Here is a 16,728-nt window from a genome sequence, read left to right on the forward strand (position 1 = left end):
CAAACAATATCTGCAATTATTATAACCAAAGGCTTTTATCTTCATATTTTTCATTGTTTCGTTGTAAAACGATAAAAACTTGTAAAAAAACTAATTATTTTCACGATCGCTAATTGGCAATTGGACTAACTTATATTCTTTCTTAAAATGAGTCAAAATTTTGATGTTTCTGGAATTGTGAGTTCCGCTTATGTACATATTCCCTTTTGCAGACGGCGGTGTTTTTATTGTGATTTCGCTGTGTCTGTTGTCGGCGATCGCTTGCGGGGCGAAACATCTGGTACTATCTCCCAATATGTTGAGGTGCTATGTCAAGAAATTGCCATTACACCAGCATTTGGTCAACCCCTAAAGACAATTTTCTTCGGTGGCGGTACTCCTTCGCTGCTATCAATAAACCAGTTACAACGCGTACTTACACAATTAGAACAGCGTTTTGGTATCGCTTCTGGGGTAGAAATTTCAATGGAAATAGACCCGGCGACCTTTGATTTAGAACATTTAGCAGGTTATCGTAGTGCAGGCGTCAACCGCGTTAGTTTGGGCGTACAAGCCTTTAGTCAAGAATTATTGCAAGTTGCAGGGCGATCGCACTCGGTCGATGATATTTTTGCAGCTATAGACTTAATCCACCAAGTCGAGATTCCCGAATTTAGCTTAGACTTAATTTCGGGATTGCCGCATCAGTCTTTGGATCGATGGCAAGATTCTTTAAACAAAGCCGTGGCAGCTTCACCCACTCACATATCTATCTACGACCTTACCATCGAACCAGGTACAGCCTTTGGTCGTTACTACAAACCGGGTGAGGGTCCTTTGCCGACGGATGAAAGTACAGTCAAAATGTACGAAATGGCGCAGCAGGTTTTGACTGATGCAGGTTATGAACATTACGAAATTTCTAATTATGCTCAGCCCGGTCACCAATGCCGACATAATCGAGTGTATTGGGAAAACCGCCCCTATTATGGTTTTGGCATGGGTGCGGCGAGTTATATTGAGGGAAAACGCTTCACTCGTCCGCGTAAGACTAAAGAATATTACCAATGGGTGCAAGCTGGCGCTGTGATTGATTGTGAAGTGACCCCCCCAAAGGAAGTATTGTTAGAAACATTAATGTTAGGGTTGCGTTTAGCGGAGGGTGTAAACTTGGCAGTATTTGGGCAACAGAAGGTAGAAGAAATTTGTAGATACTTGCGATCGTATTTTGATAAAGGTTGGGTGGAAATTGTAGGAGAAAGGTTGCGTTTGACCGATCCCCAAGGGTTTTTGTTTTCTAATGTAGTTTTAGCAGAATTGTTTGAAAAATTATAAGAATCGGTTTAGGGGCATGGGCATGGGGCATAGGTGCAGAGGGTATAGGCTATGGGAAGTGTGGGGAGTGTGGGGGGATGGGGAAGTGTGGGAAGAAAGAGAATTTATGCCCTCGTCTCTTCCCACACCTCCCACACCTCCCACCCCTCCCACACTCCTGTTTGGCCAATGCCCAATGCCCCATGCCCCATGCCCTAAAACGAATTTATGCAAAAACATCAAGTTAAAAAAGCTGTAATTCCAGTAGCTGGTTTTGGCACTCGTTTGTTTCCGGCTACGAAAGTTGTGAAAAAAGAACTTTTCCCAATTATCGATGGAGATGGTAGGGCAAAACCTGTGATTCTGGCAATTATTGAAGAAGCGATTAGTGCTGGAATTACCGAAGTAGGAATAGTGGTGCAGCCAGATGATAAAGAAATGTTTGAAGATTTATTGAAAAAACCACCCAAAAAAGAACTTTTCGCCAAACTTTCACCAGAAAATCAAGAATATAGCCGCTATTTACAAGATTTGGGTAGCAAAGTTACTCTCTTATTTCAAGAGGAACAATTAGGCTACGGTCATGCTGTATTTTGCGCTAAGGATTGGGTACAAAATGAGCCGTTTCTGTTAATGCTGGGCGACCATATTTATACATCTAATTCAGAAAAATCTTGTGCTAGTCAAGTTTTAGATGTTTACGAACAAGTTAATCAAAGTGTTATTAGTTTAACTACAATGTCGGCAGAAATGCTTTATAAAGCAGGATGTGTAACAGGAGTTTGGCAAGAGTTAAACTCGATTTTTAAGGTTACGCAACTTTATGAAAAACCTACGATTGAGTATGCACAAAGGCATTTGCATGTCGAAGGAATGCCAGAAAATGACTTTTTATGTATGTTTGGCTTATATTTATTGACACCAAAAATTTTTGATTTTTTAGCAGAACACATTAATCAAAATTTCCGAGAACGAGGTGAATTTCAGCTAACATCCTGTTTAGAAAGATTGCGTCAAGAAGAAGGGATGACGGGATATGTTGTTAAAGGTAAGTGTTTTGATATAGGTTTGCCAGATGCTTATCGCCAAACAATGATTGATTTTACCGAAGAAAGGCAGAAGGCAAGAGGTAGAGGGTACGATTAATACCATTTCACTTTAAGATTGATACAAATAGGCAGCAGGGGGGAAGAATTAAAGACTAATCATTATGTATCAGCCATTTCGTGAAATGGTATAATAAGTATTAATTAAAACTTTAATTCTGATCTAAAGCCCAGTTTGAAGCAATAATTATACTGATAATGCTTCCACCAAGGTATAAAACTTCCTTGCCTCAATCCCATTCTTTTAAAGGTGGGTTACCTCCTGCCTCCTGCCTTCATCCTCCTGCCTCCTGAAAAGTGCTTTCTAAACTCATAATTTATCGATATTTTTTCCCAAACCGGATCTCAATTTAATTTCATATATTCCCAGGAACCCTGCTGCAAGCAGCAAAGGGAAAAAGTAGTATACTCCGCGATAAGCTAATAGGGAACCCAGAATCGCCACTGCCGAAATTTTGGATGACAAAAACAGCAATATTACAGTTTCAAAGACACCCAAGCCGCCAGGAATATTACTAACTACACCTGCAAACATCGCTAGTAAATAAATTCCTAAAAAGTCTAGATAAGATAAGGATATATTACTAGGAAATATTACATAAAGAATTGCCGCGGCTAAAATCCAGTCAAGGCTAGAAATTACAATTTGAGCTAAGGATATTGGCAAGGAAGGAAAGCGAAATTCGTGTCGATGAATAATTAATGGTTGTTTAATTAAAATACTTCCCAACAAGTATATAGCAATCAACAATAGAAAAATTATTCCGATGGGACGTACTGTGGCAAAAGGCAAATGTAGTTGTGTAGGAATTGCTAAAGGGTTGGTAATAAATATCAATCCCGCAGTTGCAAACATTCCCAGCCAAAAAGTGAAATTAACAAAAGCAATAACTTGAGCGATCGCCACTGCTGACACTCCCCAATTAGCATAAAATCGATAACGGATAGCACTGCCAGTCAGCAAGGCAAAACCGATAGTATTGCTAAATGTAGAACTAATGAAGTTAGTAAAAGCAATCTTATTCCAGCTTAGGGAACGATTAATGTATTTAAAACCCAAAATATCGTACCCAATCATCACTAAATAGCCCAAAGCTGTCAGCCAAATTGCCAAACTTAAGCGACTTTTAGGAATTGCTGCTAAAGAGTTGAGGATATCACGATAATTATACTCATGCAATTCGTGAGCGATCGCCCACAAAGAAAGCATCAATAGCAACAAGCCAAACAAAGAACTGAAATTAATTCGCAGCTTTTTAGACATCCTCAAGAAACTTATCCTAACTTTTGATTTTTAACTTACAAACAGTCGTACAGTTTCCATCGTGTTGACACAACATTGACAAATTACTTGCGTAAACTTTTGATTGCTAGCACCAAATGTCTAATGCCTTTTAAAGATGAACTACAAAAAATCAAAAATGTTTTTGCTACTTTCAGTATTGACACTAGTTAGTTGTAATTTATCCCAAAGTGTCGTCGCCAAACCACCCCAACAGCAAAACTTACAAACAACGCCTTCCCCTCTTCCATCCCAGCCTAATGCTAGCGATTTGCCTACTTCCCTCAGCTATAAGATTGAAACTTACGATAGTCAAATCATGGGTGCAAGTCGTACCTACGGCGTTTCTTTACCCCCTGACTACGAACAAAACCCAAAACGCAGCTATCCTGTAATCTTTCTTCTCCACGGTGGACACGGTAATGCTACAGATTGGTTTGTTGAAAATAAGGGACAAGCTCTTAAAACTCTCAAACAACTTTATATTACAGGTAAGTTGCCACCCAGCATAATTATTACACCAGATGGTAACGACAAACGCGGCTCTAGCCCCTACCGAGACCCTGAATATATCGATGGCCCAAACGGTAAAATTTCTACAGCCTTGGGAGATGAATTAGTAAAAGTTGTACAAAGCCGTTATCGTACAATACAAAATCCAGATTTTTGGGCCATAGGTGGTTTATCTTCTGGCGGTTGGGGTGCTGTTAACGTAGGATTACACAATTGGAATCATTTCTCCATTTTATTTAGTCATAGTGGTTATTTTCAGGATAAAAGTGGCCCGACAAATAGCCCAATAATTTATATCAAAACTATTCCACTACAAGCGCAAAAACGGTTGAGAATTTATCTCGATTCTGGTAAATCTGATATTGAAGAAATTGAAGAAGGCCAAAAATTTAGTCAAGTCCTTGCAAAACTCAAAATTTACCATCTATTTCGTGAGTTTCCCGGCGGTCATACTTGGCAATATTGGCGGGAACATTTAGCTGATTCTTTGACATTTGTAGGCGAACAATTCAAATTATCAGAAATAGCACATCAAGCTGATAACCAAAGTTTGAATTTTAAAAAATAAATAATCACAGAAGCTTCTCAAAACCTGGATGGTCAAATTTAAATGGAAAAACTCTGAGGAAAAATTTTACTGGATTAAGTATATTAAATTTTAATCCAGTAAAGGTGAATTTTTTGCACTAAAAGTATATGAAGATTTCTAAATTTTTCATTAGCTTGGTAGGAGCGATCGCACTCCTCATCACGGTCGGTTATTATTATGTATTTATATTAGGTGCGCCGCAACTAGACCCGCCGCAAGAAGAAACAAATACTGGGCTAAAGTTTCAATTAGCAAGCTTCAATTCCCAAGCGATGGGTACAGTCCGCAACTATGGCGTAATTTTACCTCCAGGCTATAACAAAAACCAGCAAAAACGTTACCCAGTGATATTCTTACTACATGGAGGACATGATAATGCTCGCGCTTTTGCTGATAAATATGCAATTTTAGATGTGTTGCACGAACTTTATCAAACTAAAAAATTACCGCCATCGATTGTAATTACACCTGATGGTAATGATAATCGTGGTTCCAGTCCATTGTACGATCCTGATTATTTTGATGGGCCAAATGGCAAAATTGGAACTTTAATTGGTTCGGAATTAGTACAAGTTGTTAAATCACGTTACCGCACTTTAGAACAACCCCAATTTTGGGCGCTGGGAGGTCTATCTTCTGGGGGATGGGGAGCTTTTAATATCGGGTTACGCTATCTCAACAACTTCCATATTCTGTTTAGCCACAGCGGTTACTTTACTGATAGTAACGGTTCGCAAAATAGTCCTCAACAAATTGTGCAACAGCTATCACCTGAAGATAGAAAGCAATTGCGTGTTTACCTCGATGCAGGCGCGAACGATATTGATTTACTAGCTTCTACCAAAGCTTTCCATGAAACCTTAAGTCAGTTAGGCATTGTTCATGTATTTTATGCTTTTCCCGGAGGTCATGGTTTATCTGGTGCCGATATTGGCTGGAACTACTTCCACAAACATCTCAAAGATTCTCTTTCTTATGTAGGAGAACAGTTTAAAAAATTTGGAATTACCAGTTAAGAGTTTTAACGCCAAAATTAATGACTAATAAATTAAAAACTCAGATTTTACTTTGGAGTGTAGCGTTCCTTACAGGTTTAGTTGGGGTAGTAAATTTATTATCAGCAGTGACACCTAACCTGTACGGACGAAATCACTGGTTAAAAGAATTTTTACCATTTGAAATTCGTGCTAGCGGTCATATTTTTGCCGCTATAACTGGATTTATTTTACTTACACTTGCTACTAATTTATTACGCAGAAAAAAAATTGCTTGGTTACTTACTATTGGTCTTTTGGTAATTTCCATCTTCAGCCACTTACTGAAGGGATTGGACTATGAAGAAAGTCTACTCTCTGGAGTTTTGCTAGTGCAATTAATTCTGATGCGCCATATTTTTACCGCGCAATCAGACCGTCCTTCCATTGCACAGGGAGTCCGAGTACTTATCGGTGCTTTACTGTTTACTCTGGCATACGGAACTATTGGATTTTATTTGTTAGACGGCAAGTTTTCAGAAAATTTTAATTGGCGTGAAGCTGTACTTCAGACTTTGGCGATGTTCTTCACTGAGGATAATTTGGGACTGGAACCAAAGAGTCGATTTGGAGAGTTTTTTGCTAATTCTATCTATATTATTGCAGCAGTGACTATTACATACGCAGTGTTTATGCTGTTGCAACCTGTGTTTTGGCGTAACTTAGTAACTGCCAATGAAAGACAAAAAGCTAAAGAAATTGTCGAACAATATGGATGTTCCTCTTTAGCAGCTTTGACGCTATTAAATGATAAAAGTTATTATTTCAGTCCCTCTGGTAATAGTGTAATCGCTTATGTTCCCAAAGGACGAGGTGCGATCGCCTTAGGAGATCCCATAGGACCGGTTGAAGACCGCAAAGAGACAATTGTCGCTTTCCAGCTGTTTTGTCAACGCAATGATTGGTATCCTGCTTTTTATCAAACTTTGCCTGATGATGTTGAACTTTACAAATCTTTGGGATTTAAGGTACTTAAGATTGGAGAAGAAGCGATTGTGGATTTGAAAAGTTTTACATTACAAGGTAAAGCTGGTAAAAATTTTAGACCCTCAATCAATCGTTTAACAAAATTAGGATATCGAATTAACTTTTATCAACCACCAATTGATAATGATTTATTGCACTTACTCAAACCTGTGAGTGATGAATGGCTAAAGATGGTACAAGGTTCGGAAAAACACTTTTCTTTAGGTTGGTTTGATGAAGCATATCTGCGAGAGTGTGAGATAGCTGTGGTGTATAGTCCAGAAGGTCAGATTAGCGCTTTTGCTAATATTATCCCAGAGTATCAACTCAACGAAGCAACTATCGATCTGATGCGACACCGCCCGTCTATCGAACATGGCATAATGGACTTTTTATTTATTTCCATACTCCAGCATTTTAAAGAAAATGGTTTCGATAGCTTTAATTTTGGTCTTTCTGCCTTGGCTGGAGTTGGAGATAATCCAGAATCACGCCGTTTAGAGAAAGTATTGTATTATCTTTACGAGCATTTAAATCGCTTCTACAATTTTCAAGGACTACACGCCTATAAAGAGAAGTTCCGCCCCCGTTGGGAACCACGCTATTTAGTTTACCCTAGTTTAGCTGCCTTACCAGATGTAGTTGTAGCATTGATTCGTGCTGATTCAGGCGATCGCCTTTTTGATTATTTCAAACCCGGAGCCTAAATTACAACGAATTTATCAAAAGTCACTCAAAGGTAAAAAAGCATCTTGGAAAAAATTATCGATAACACCATAACCTAACTTTTGTCTTTCATACCATCCTTAAAAGGAATGGATTTTTGCAACACTTTTGATAAAAAATTAAGGGACGATTTCATCTATGGAAATCGTCCCTCCCAATTTATAAAAGTAAAGTATTACTTATCTGCTTACTCGTGCGGGTTCAACCCACTCATCCCAAGAACTATCGTAGCCATCATAAGTAATTTTATAAAGATTATTACTAACATCTAAAATTCGCCCTTGATACCATTTACCCTTCCACAGAATTCTCACAGCATCCCCAACTTCAAATGATGCCCGAAAACGCGAAGTTCCAACCCACTCATCCCAAGAACTATCATAACCATCGTAGGTAATATAGCACTGATTATCATCAACATCTAATACTGTTGCTGGATACCATGTATCTTTCCAAAAAACCTCTGCTTTTTGTCCCACAGAACAAGGTGAAGCAGCAAAAGCACTGGGGATTAATGTTCCTACCCAAGTTGCCATGAAAATGCCAGCAAACAATAGTTTATTTTTCATTACTTTGTCTCTATTTAATCAGTAAAATCTAACTTTTGATGATTTGTTTAAATATCATCAAATTTGCAACTTTCCGTTACTAATTTTGTGCGATTTAGTTGGCGATCGCCTCAGCAAAATTTATGAAATTACATGGCAGCTTGTGAAGATATTGCTGAACGATACCGTATTCAAAATTAACAGTAGTTTTCGATTTTACTTAATTGATATCAATGCTAGGCATCACGACTTGACATTTTTATAGTACAAGTGTATTATATAAGTATGAATATCCGGTGAGCAGAGAACCTGGAAATACCCAAAGTTTGAACACAACGTGTTTGGTGGCTAGTTCGTGAATGTAATGCGATCGCACAATACTTGTGCCTTATTTGCCAATTTTAACATATATTTGGCATCGGTTTATTGTACGTTTACTCTTCAATTTTTTACAGTTTAAACAGCATATTTAAACTTAGCTTTCATGGAAGGTGGCAAGATGAAAACTAATCAAATTTCTTTAGTAGAACTCATCCAAATTTTGACAGAATATCGTAACAATATTATTGTCAACATCAAGCACCTGCAAGAACATTATCAAAGAACAAGTGTCAAGCGTGTTAGAGGTGTGAGAGACGAAAACGGAGAACTAATCCAACCTTGGTTGCAAACAGAAAATATAGACAATGCTGAGTATGTTGGTATGGGCGAGTTTCACTTTAATCGCAATACCGCTACTATTAATATGCTGATTAAATGTAAAGTTAAACTTGCCAAATCAGCAGACCAAACTCCCACTCTTGAGGTAGCAGGTTTGCTAGTCAATGACCTCAATAGTTTTAATAATTACACCATTGTTAGGGACGGCAAAATCAACGTCAAATCCTTACAAGTCAAAATTAGTAGTAAAAAAGCTTTTGACTTGCTTAAAGAAAAAGGCGTGTTGGATGCCAAAAATTTTGACTTTCGTACTGAATATACCATTCAGCTAGATAGCTTGCCGCTTGTACCTGCTGATAGTCATTACAGCAGCATTGATGGATTATTCAATCAACTAGCAGAAATTAAAGTACTTACTAGTATTATTTCTGCTCATTTGAAAAAGGAATCAGATGTATTTGTAGCCGAACAATTAGATGAGTTTAAAAAACACTATCTATCTAAGAACATCTACATCAACTTCCCGACAACTAATGAATACACAGATATTCATGAAGCTTTAGTTAATGGTACTTTGGAATCAAGATTGAGCTATAAAATTGATATCGGTAGCCAAGACATTCTTAACTTTAGCAAGTTGCATTCGGCTAACAAATTTCTGAATAGAATGTATCGCCTTTATGATAAAGATACTAAAGAAATTATCGCTAAGGCTAGTTTCGAGATGGCATTTAACCAGAATCTTGCTGTTAGAGAGAGGCTAATTTCATCACGCACCAAGATTACAAAAGTGGATGAGTTGATGAAACCGATTTTTGATGATTTTCTTGGGCTTGAGCAGAATGGCACAGTTGCAGCTATTTTGAAGAAAGTCGGCGCTGATAGTTTGGCACAGTTGTTGCAGGATAAACAAGCTGGTAAGCAAATCAATAAAGAAGAAATGATTTCAGCGTTAACAGTAGCAAATACCAAACTAGAGGAATATACAGAAAAAATCTATCAAGACAAGATTTCTCCTTTGGTATTTTATATCGGCTGTACTGGAGTATTGCCAGAACAAATGTCAGCAAAAGCCATGACTGCCCAAGAAGCTGCTGCAAAATACCCAAATTTGCAATTTTCTAAAAATGAGCAACAAGGTACTTTTTTTGCAGTTGGTGATAGTATTATCAGCATTTATACAAAAACTGAATATTACACCAAAAAGCCAGCAACCCTAAATTATTTGTAAACAACAAGATCCCCGACTTCTCAAAGAAGTCGGGGATCTGTGGCTAAACGTATTGGGCTAAAAATTTACGGACTCTCCCCCAAGCATTAACCGGATAAGTAAATCAGCAATGCCACTAAGTCCTATGCCAAATTCTGGAATTATAAATAGAAGCATCATTGCAAAGATTCCAAATTGAGTATTTTCTAATGGCTTTAACTTCGGAAAAATTTCACTGAAAACATGGAAGCCATCAAGGGGTGGAATTGGCAACAGATTAAATAGAAATAACGTCAAATTTATTCGAGCCGCTAGATAAAGAAACTCGACACTAAAGAGTGCTGAAAAACTGAAATTAGCTAGAAGTTTAAGCACTAAAATAAATATAATGCCTAAAGTAAGATTTGATAATGGCCCGGCTGCGGATACTAAAATATTGCCTAGCTTGGGAGAGCGAAATTTGGAAGGGTTAACGGGCATTTGTCCCCAGGCTATACCCATGAGACAGAGAAAAATAATTGATTCTTTGCCCATGTGAACTACAGGATTGAGGGTGAGATGACCTGTTTTTTGTGGAGTGTTATCTCCCTGACTCATTGCAGCCCAGCCGTGAGCAAGTTCGTGTAAAGTGATGGAAAATATGACAATTATAATGATTCTGAAAAAATAAATCGGCTCTGTAAATAGTGTTTCAATAAACATATATTCTGATTCGTGGTATGGGAGAAGCTAAAATTTGGGCTTTTTGAGGGCTAAGTTAAAATATGCATCTCACTTTTGTAGATCGATCTATATCTACAAACTCGGATTGATGCATTTCGCATTCTTTCAGAGATATTTTTACCAATGTCATGTTTAATTCAACTTTTGTCGCATTAATGATGCATATTTCATCTATATTAAATACGTAATTCTTGTATCACGATGTACTAATGTTTAGTAAGATTTACGTGTACAATAAACAAAAGCTGATAATTAATGTTATTAAATTAACTACGTAATAAACTACAGTAAGTTTTGGTATCTTTTTAAATAAAAAATAACTTAGTTATATTACAGCTAATGACTGGTAGAGTTCCCACCACAGCATTTCATAGCATTTGGTGGTGTTAATATCCTGGTAATTAGTACGTAAATATTTTAAATATTTGGTATAGAAACTGTAAGTCAGACTGCTGACTGCTGACTTCTGAAGTGTTTGTTAATAAAAATTCACAGTTAGAGAAGCTTTAATTTAGAGCAATTAGCAGAGTTTTTTTATACTTAAAGTTAAATATTATTGACTAAATATAAAAATTAACACATTATCATACAGCATAATAAAAGCTTCTTGGTATTATTTTGATGCACTAACGTAGTGATGATAAATAACAATGGATGAAGATCAGCGCCGTTCTTATTGGCGTGCTAATACTGCTTTAATCCGTAATCTTTTAATTGTCTGGGTCTTAGTTTCCCTCGTTTTCAGTATTTTGTTGGTTCAACCTTTGAATACAATACGGTTTTTTGGCGTACCCTTTGGTTTTTGGATGGCGCAGCAAGGATCGATCCTGGTATTTGTGGGACTGATTTTCATTTATGCTTTCCAGATGGACAAGCTAGACCGCAAATACAATCCCAGCAAGCAAGACGACAAATACAATCTCAGGAAGTGAGGAAAAACTGTGTCAGTTGAAATTTGGACTATTGTATTAGTTGGACTTTCCTTTGTCGCCTACATTTATATTGGTTGGCAATCACGAGTCGAAAATACTAAAGATTTCTTTGTTGCAGGTCAGGGGATACCCTCAATTGCTAATGGTGCGGCTACGGCTGCTGACTGGATGTCCGCAGCTTCGTTTATTTCAATGGCCGGACTGATTTCTTTTTTGGGCTACGACGGTTCTATTTTTTTAATGGGCTGGACTGGCGGCTATGTACTACTGGCATTATTGCTGGCTCCCTACCTGCGGAAATTTGGTAAGTATACAGTTCCAGATTTCGTAGGCGATCGCTACTACTCTAATATCGCTCGTTTGGTGGCTGTAATTGCAGCTATTTTCATTTCCCTCACCTACGTTGCTGGTCAAATGCGCGGCGTGGGGATTGTTTTTAGCCGCTTCCTACAAGTAGATATCAATACAGGCGTGATTATCGGTATGATAATCGTCGGCTTTTTCTCAGTGTTGGGGGGTATGAAAGGCATTACCTGGACACAAGTAGCGCAGTATGGAGTATTAATTGTTGCTTACTTGATTCCAGCGATCGCGATCGCTTGGTTCCTCACCGGCAATCCTATTCCCCAGCTAGCATTTACTTTCAGTAATGTTGCTGACAAACTCAACCAAATCCAGCTTGACCTGGGATTTAAGCAATATACTGAGCCATTTGTCAATAAATCCATGCTAGATGTGCTGTTTACCACCATTGCCCTGATGGTAGGTACAGCCGGGTTGCCCCATATTATCGTGCGTTTCTATACAGTACCAAGTGTGCGTGCAGCCCGTTTTTCCGCTGGTTGGGCACTGTTGTTTATTGCAATTCTTTATACAACTGCTCCCGCCCTCTCCATGTTTGCCCGCTATAACCTGATTGATTCCCTGCACAATCAGACAGTTACACAAGTGCAACAACTAGACTGGGCAACCAAATGGGAAAAAACCAAACTGCTAAGCTTTGACGACAAAAATAAAGATGGGCGTTTCCAGTTGACTCCCAAGAAAGACACCAATGAAATTAACATTGACCGAGACATCATAGTGCTTTCCACCCCAGAAGTAGCTAAACTTCCTCCTTGGGTGATTGGTTTGGTAGCGGCTGGCGGCTTAGCTGCTGCTTTGTCAACAGCATCCGGTTTATTACTGGTAATTTCCAGTTCCATCGCCCACGATATCTACTACCGCATAGTAGATTCCACTGCTTCAGAACAAAAACGGGTGTTTGTCGGACGCATCATGGTAGGTTTTTCCCTCGTTCTCGCCGGATATTTTGGGGTAAATCCGCCGGGATTCGTGAGTGAAGTAGTAGCGTTTGCCTTTGGTTTAGCTGCTGCTAGCTTCTTTCCAGTAATTTTCCTGGGAATTTTCGACAAACGCACCAATTCTGAAGGTGCGATCGCTGGGATGTTGACGGGTTTAATTTTTACCATCATCTACATTGTTGCGGTAAAATTTGGCGGCGTCCAACCCTGGTTTTTTGGTGTTTCTCCCGAAGGAATCGGTACTTTGGGCATGATTATCAACTTCATAGTTACCCTAGTAGTTTCTCGCCTAACACCACCTCCACCAGCAGAAATTCAAGCATTGGTAGAAGACCTTCGTACACCAATTATTGAAGAATAGGGCATGGGGCATGGGAAAAGAGGAGGCAGAAGTTCTTTAATGCGTGAATTTTGTTAGAGCAGCGATTCGCCGTGTCCGCGAGCGTCATTTTGAATTTGAATTGATTTGTCTCCCTCATCTCCCCCATTCTCCATGCCCCACTACTGTGCAAGTTCTTTGATGTTTTTCGTCACTTGTTGGTATAAATCATTGTTACCTTGAGTTTGAAAGATGTTTGCTGCTTGTTCTAAGTCCTTTAGCGCCCCTTCCTTGTCTCCATTCTTGGCGCGGGCATTTCCTCGGTTATTGTAGGCAGGAGCAAAGTTAGGATTGAGGCGAATCGCTTCATTGTAATCTGCGATCGCTCCTTGAGGATCTCCATTGGCAGCACGGGCGTTTCCCCGATTATTGTAGGCAATAGCATATCTGGGGTTGAGGGCAATGGCTTGGTCAAAATCATCCAGCCCCCTGTTTTTTTCTCCTAAGGAGGCGCGGGCGTTACCCCGGTTGTTGTAGGCTTCGGCGTAGTTTGGGTTTAGGCGAATCGCTTCACTGTAATCTTTAATTGCTTCTCGGTTATTTCCTTGTGAAGCGCGGGCATTTCCTCGGTTATTGTAGGCTTCGGCGTTGTTGGGATTGATACGCAGTGCTTGATTGTAATCTGCGATCGCTTTTTCCTTGTCTCCCAAATCAAAATAGGCTAATCCACGACCGTTGTAAGCAGCGACATATTGAGAATTTTCATTAATTGCATTCCCGTAAGAAGCGATCGCTGCTTGCAAATCGCCGTTGACATGCTGATTTTTTCCCTGAACATAGAATGCTTCAGCTTTAGTTCTGATAGCCGAACGGCGGGTAGGTGGATTAACTCCGACTTCTGTGATTAATACATTGTCATTCTTACTACAAGAAACGCTACTAATTACCGTTAATGTAGTAAAAATAGCTATGGTAAATACTTTATTTACCCTTGTTCGTTTTTGCCCAAATAAACGCCGTATCATAAGTTAAGATAAACTACCTTAAAGAATAATTCACCAATTCAATTCAGAAGTCAAAACAAGAAAATCTGCTGACTGACGCCTTTATTGTTTCTTGAGAACACCTGAAATAAATTAATCCCAAACTCTAGATTTTAATTCTTAAGCAGAAAAATTATTCTAACTTTTGATACAGCTTTTAAGAAATTTTATAAATTCTACGATGAACCCTTTCAAGGCATATAAAAATTCTCGAAGATAAATTTCTCTATAACCTCTTCTCTCTGTGCCCTCTTCGCCTCTGCGGTGAAATAAATAACTTACAAACCACAGAGGCACAGAGATGCCTGGGGCGGGCTTACGCCTACGCAGAGAGAAATAAATAGATTTTATAGTCCTTTGTAGAGACGGTGATTTATCGCGTCTGTTACTCATTTTCCGTTTCAGTATCCTGAGTTTTGGCAGTTAGCCGCCAAGCGGTAGTTTTATCAATATCTACAGACAATTGTTCTAGATTTTGCCCCAAATCTTTTTGGAGTTTCTGAGTTAATGTAATGGGAAAATCTAAATCAAGACCTTGGTTTTGTGCTAGAGTTGCCAATTCTGTAAACGTAGTTTTGATTGTGGTACGCTCATAACTACTCAGCTTGTAATCAGCAGTTTCAGATATATTCTGGGCTTGCATAGCTTTTTTTATACGTTCTTGCAAATGCTCAAATTCTGAATTTAATAACTTGTATTGCTGCTCAATTTGCGAATATCTAGCACTGAGTATTGTTAAATCTTCTGTTGCGGGTTCGGGGTTAGCTTGGGCTTGTAATTTTAACAAATTCGAGTGAATTTGAGCCAGATAAATACAATCTAGGTAAGCATACTCTATTTGTTCTTCAGTCAGAGGACGTTTTCCCCAATCGCTTTGTTGTTCTTGTTTGTCGATATTGTTAAAACTACAAAGTGCAGTAGCTATAGTTTGGAGTTGGTAATTTGGCAATGGTAAGAGATAATAAGGAATTTTCTTTGCCATTTCCAAAGTACAAGTAATATTTTTTGCTTTTTTATTACCGAGAAGTTTAAGATCGTAGCTGGCATTATGAAAAACTTTTTCAATAGTAGGATTTAACATGATTTCTTCAATAAATTCAGCTATAATGTCATCTTGTTCTAAGACATCTAAAAGATAAACGCGATCGCCACTCATATCATGAGCATCGTCCAATACCTGAATCAGCGACAGCTTGGGATTGCGGCTTTTATAGTCAGCCACTTCTGTATCTATCCACAGCGTTTTAGCATGAGTATATTCAGCGACAATGGCGCGAATTTCGCGGGCGGAAGTGAGGTAGGGCATTGGCTAATCTTTCCTGGTATTTTGGGCATTTTAAGCAAGCCATAGTTTTTTAAAGTAACATTTTGTTGGTAATTTTGCTGGCAGAGAATTGCAAAAATGCTGAAATTTTGAGTTGCTGAAGTAAGGTTGTTGTAAACATCGCCAAACTTGCTCAAATCTGATAACATCAAATCACTAGTCTGGGGTTGCATAGTCTCATTCCAAGAAAGCTAGTTAGCATCTACCTGAAATTGACAGATAGCCAGAAAGTGTTGCAAAGCTATACTAGTCAGCAGCCCTAAAAAAATTGAATTGGTGCTTCTCCAAACTTTTTAGTCATTAGTCATTGGTCATTTACAAACTACAAATCACAGAGAAGAAATGATAAAAGACAAATGACCAACAAAAAATAAGAAATTTTTCACATTTGCTCCTCACCATTACACACAGCTTAACTAGTCGCTTCAACTACTGAATTCGGAGATGAATAATGAAAAAGCTAATTCCATTTTTAGTTAGTGGTATTCTCGTAATTGGTGCTGTTGGTTGCCAAGAAGCTACTAAAACTGGTTCTGAAACTCCTAGCAATACCAATGAAGCATCACAACCACCAGCAAAACCAGCTTCCGAAACCAATCCAGGTATTGATAAAATTGTTAACGTTCCAGCACAACCAACCATTGTTCCGGCAGCTACTACAAAGACTAAAGTTAAAACTGATTCGCCAACAACCACAGCAACAAAAGCTGAAAGTAATTTAAAAATTGAAGTTAGTAAAAGGTTGAATCAAGATTTACCAGGGAATAAGTTAGAAGTTGAAAACAAAGAGGGTGAAATTATCCTCAAAGGCACAGCTAGTTCTGTTGAAGAACTCAAAAAAGCTGAAACTTTAGCTAAGGAAGTTCAAGGTGTGAAAACTGTGAAGGTAGAAGCAAAAGTTGAAGCTGTGAAAAAGCCATAGGACAATAGCTGAACTTCGACATTGGTGATTTCATGCATGAAAAAGATTGTGCATGATATCTAAATTCTTGTAGAGATGTTGCATTTCAACATCTCTACATCAACCTACTCCTGGGCGAACTCTTTACCCGCTTCGCAAGCTCAAGGCGGAGGGCGATCGCCTTTTTGATTATATTAAAGTATAATTTAATACTTAATGAAAGGCTTTGATGAAAAATAAAATAATATTATAGTT

The 16,728-nt window shown here is 38.5% G+C and carries 15 protein-coding genes; 9 read left to right on the plus strand and 6 right to left on the minus strand.

What is annotated here, in order from left to right:
• The first annotated feature begins 147 nt into the window (after window positions 1-147).
• Complete coding sequence (hemW, locus tag H6H03_RS00530; protein WP_190953133.1) at window positions 148-1,314, plus strand: radical SAM family heme chaperone HemW; 1,167 nt, start codon at window positions 148-150, stop codon at window positions 1,312-1,314.
• Here hemW and H6H03_RS00535 read toward each other — a convergent pair.
• On the minus strand, window positions 1,309-1,527 hold the full coding sequence (locus H6H03_RS00535; RefSeq protein WP_190953134.1) for a hypothetical protein: 219 nt from the start codon (window positions 1,525-1,527) through the stop codon (window positions 1,309-1,311). The two genes, hemW and H6H03_RS00535, sit on opposite strands and share 6 nt — an antisense overlap.
• Between H6H03_RS00535 and H6H03_RS00540 the strand changes: the two genes are divergently transcribed.
• Window positions 1,522-2,439 carry a UTP--glucose-1-phosphate uridylyltransferase gene (locus tag H6H03_RS00540; protein WP_190953135.1) on the plus strand — a complete coding sequence of 306 codons (918 nt, stop codon included), beginning with the start codon at window positions 1,522-1,524 and terminating at the stop codon, window positions 2,437-2,439. The two genes, H6H03_RS00535 and H6H03_RS00540, sit on opposite strands and share 6 nt — an antisense overlap.
• A gap of 270 nt (window positions 2,440-2,709) precedes the next feature.
• Here the strand turns inward: H6H03_RS00540 and H6H03_RS00545 are convergent, their stop codons facing one another.
• On the minus strand, window positions 2,710-3,663 hold the full coding sequence (locus H6H03_RS00545; RefSeq protein WP_190953136.1) for a lysylphosphatidylglycerol synthase domain-containing protein: 954 nt from the start codon (window positions 3,661-3,663) through the stop codon (window positions 2,710-2,712).
• Window positions 3,664-3,820: 157 nt separating this feature from the next.
• On the opposite strand from H6H03_RS00545, the gene H6H03_RS00550 reads away from it, so the two are divergent.
• From H6H03_RS00550 to H6H03_RS00560, 3 genes are all read left to right on the plus strand, one after another.
• Entirely contained in the window at window positions 3,821-4,762 is a 942-nt protein-coding gene (locus H6H03_RS00550; RefSeq protein WP_242057695.1) for an alpha/beta hydrolase, read from the plus strand.
• Between the two features lie 128 nt (window positions 4,763-4,890).
• The gene (locus tag H6H03_RS00555; RefSeq protein ID WP_190953138.1) at window positions 4,891-5,799 is read left to right on the plus strand and encodes an alpha/beta hydrolase; all 909 of its coding nucleotides are present in this window, start codon (window positions 4,891-4,893) and stop codon (window positions 5,797-5,799) included.
• Between the two features lie 20 nt (window positions 5,800-5,819).
• On the plus strand, window positions 5,820-7,490 hold the full coding sequence (locus H6H03_RS00560; RefSeq protein WP_190953139.1) for a phosphatidylglycerol lysyltransferase domain-containing protein: 1,671 nt from the start codon (window positions 5,820-5,822) through the stop codon (window positions 7,488-7,490).
• A 198-nt stretch (window positions 7,491-7,688) separates the two neighbouring features.
• On the opposite strand, the gene H6H03_RS00565 is transcribed toward H6H03_RS00560, so the two are convergent.
• Complete coding sequence (locus tag H6H03_RS00565; RefSeq protein WP_190953140.1) at window positions 7,689-8,078, minus strand: Tudor-knot domain-containing protein; 390 nt, start codon at window positions 8,076-8,078, stop codon at window positions 7,689-7,691.
• Window positions 8,079-8,556: 478 nt separating this feature from the next.
• Between H6H03_RS00565 and H6H03_RS00570 the strand changes: the two genes are divergently transcribed.
• The gene (locus tag H6H03_RS00570) at window positions 8,557-9,948 is read left to right on the plus strand and encodes a hypothetical protein (protein WP_242057694.1); all 1,392 of its coding nucleotides are present in this window, start codon (window positions 8,557-8,559) and stop codon (window positions 9,946-9,948) included.
• Between the two features lie 57 nt (window positions 9,949-10,005).
• Here the strand turns inward: H6H03_RS00570 and H6H03_RS00575 are convergent, their stop codons facing one another.
• The gene (locus tag H6H03_RS00575) at window positions 10,006-10,629 is read right to left on the minus strand and encodes a site-2 protease family protein (RefSeq protein ID WP_190953142.1); all 624 of its coding nucleotides are present in this window, start codon (window positions 10,627-10,629) and stop codon (window positions 10,006-10,008) included.
• 671 nt (window positions 10,630-11,300) lie between these two features.
• Between H6H03_RS00575 and H6H03_RS00580 the strand changes: the two genes are divergently transcribed.
• Complete coding sequence (locus H6H03_RS00580; RefSeq protein ID WP_190953143.1) at window positions 11,301-11,582, plus strand: DUF4212 domain-containing protein; 282 nt, start codon at window positions 11,301-11,303, stop codon at window positions 11,580-11,582.
• 9 nt (window positions 11,583-11,591) lie between these two features.
• Window positions 11,592-13,247 (plus strand): sodium:solute symporter family protein, encoded by a 1,656-nt coding sequence (locus H6H03_RS00585; RefSeq protein WP_190953144.1) that lies wholly within the window; start codon window positions 11,592-11,594, stop codon window positions 13,245-13,247.
• Between the two features lie 140 nt (window positions 13,248-13,387).
• Here the strand turns inward: H6H03_RS00585 and H6H03_RS00590 are convergent, their stop codons facing one another.
• Both H6H03_RS00590 and H6H03_RS00595 read right to left on the minus strand, forming a co-directional pair.
• Window positions 13,388-14,230, minus strand: a complete 843-nt coding sequence (locus H6H03_RS00590; protein ID WP_190953145.1) for a tetratricopeptide repeat protein — start codon at window positions 14,228-14,230, stop codon at window positions 13,388-13,390.
• A 403-nt stretch (window positions 14,231-14,633) separates the two neighbouring features.
• Window positions 14,634-15,554: a ribonuclease D gene (locus H6H03_RS00595; protein WP_190953146.1), complete on the minus strand. Its 921-nt coding sequence runs from the start codon at window positions 15,552-15,554 to the stop codon at window positions 14,634-14,636.
• A gap of 469 nt (window positions 15,555-16,023) precedes the next feature.
• Between H6H03_RS00595 and H6H03_RS00600 the strand changes: the two genes are divergently transcribed.
• A complete protein-coding gene (locus H6H03_RS00600; protein ID WP_190953147.1) occupies window positions 16,024-16,494 on the plus strand; it encodes a BON domain-containing protein in 471 nt (156 codons plus the stop codon).
• Window positions 16,495-16,728 lie beyond the last annotated feature (234 nt).

Origin of the sequence: Nostoc paludosum FACHB-159 (assembly GCF_014698835.1) — a bacterium.
Lineage (GTDB): Bacteria > Cyanobacteriota > Cyanobacteriia > Cyanobacteriales > Nostocaceae > Nostoc > Nostoc paludosum.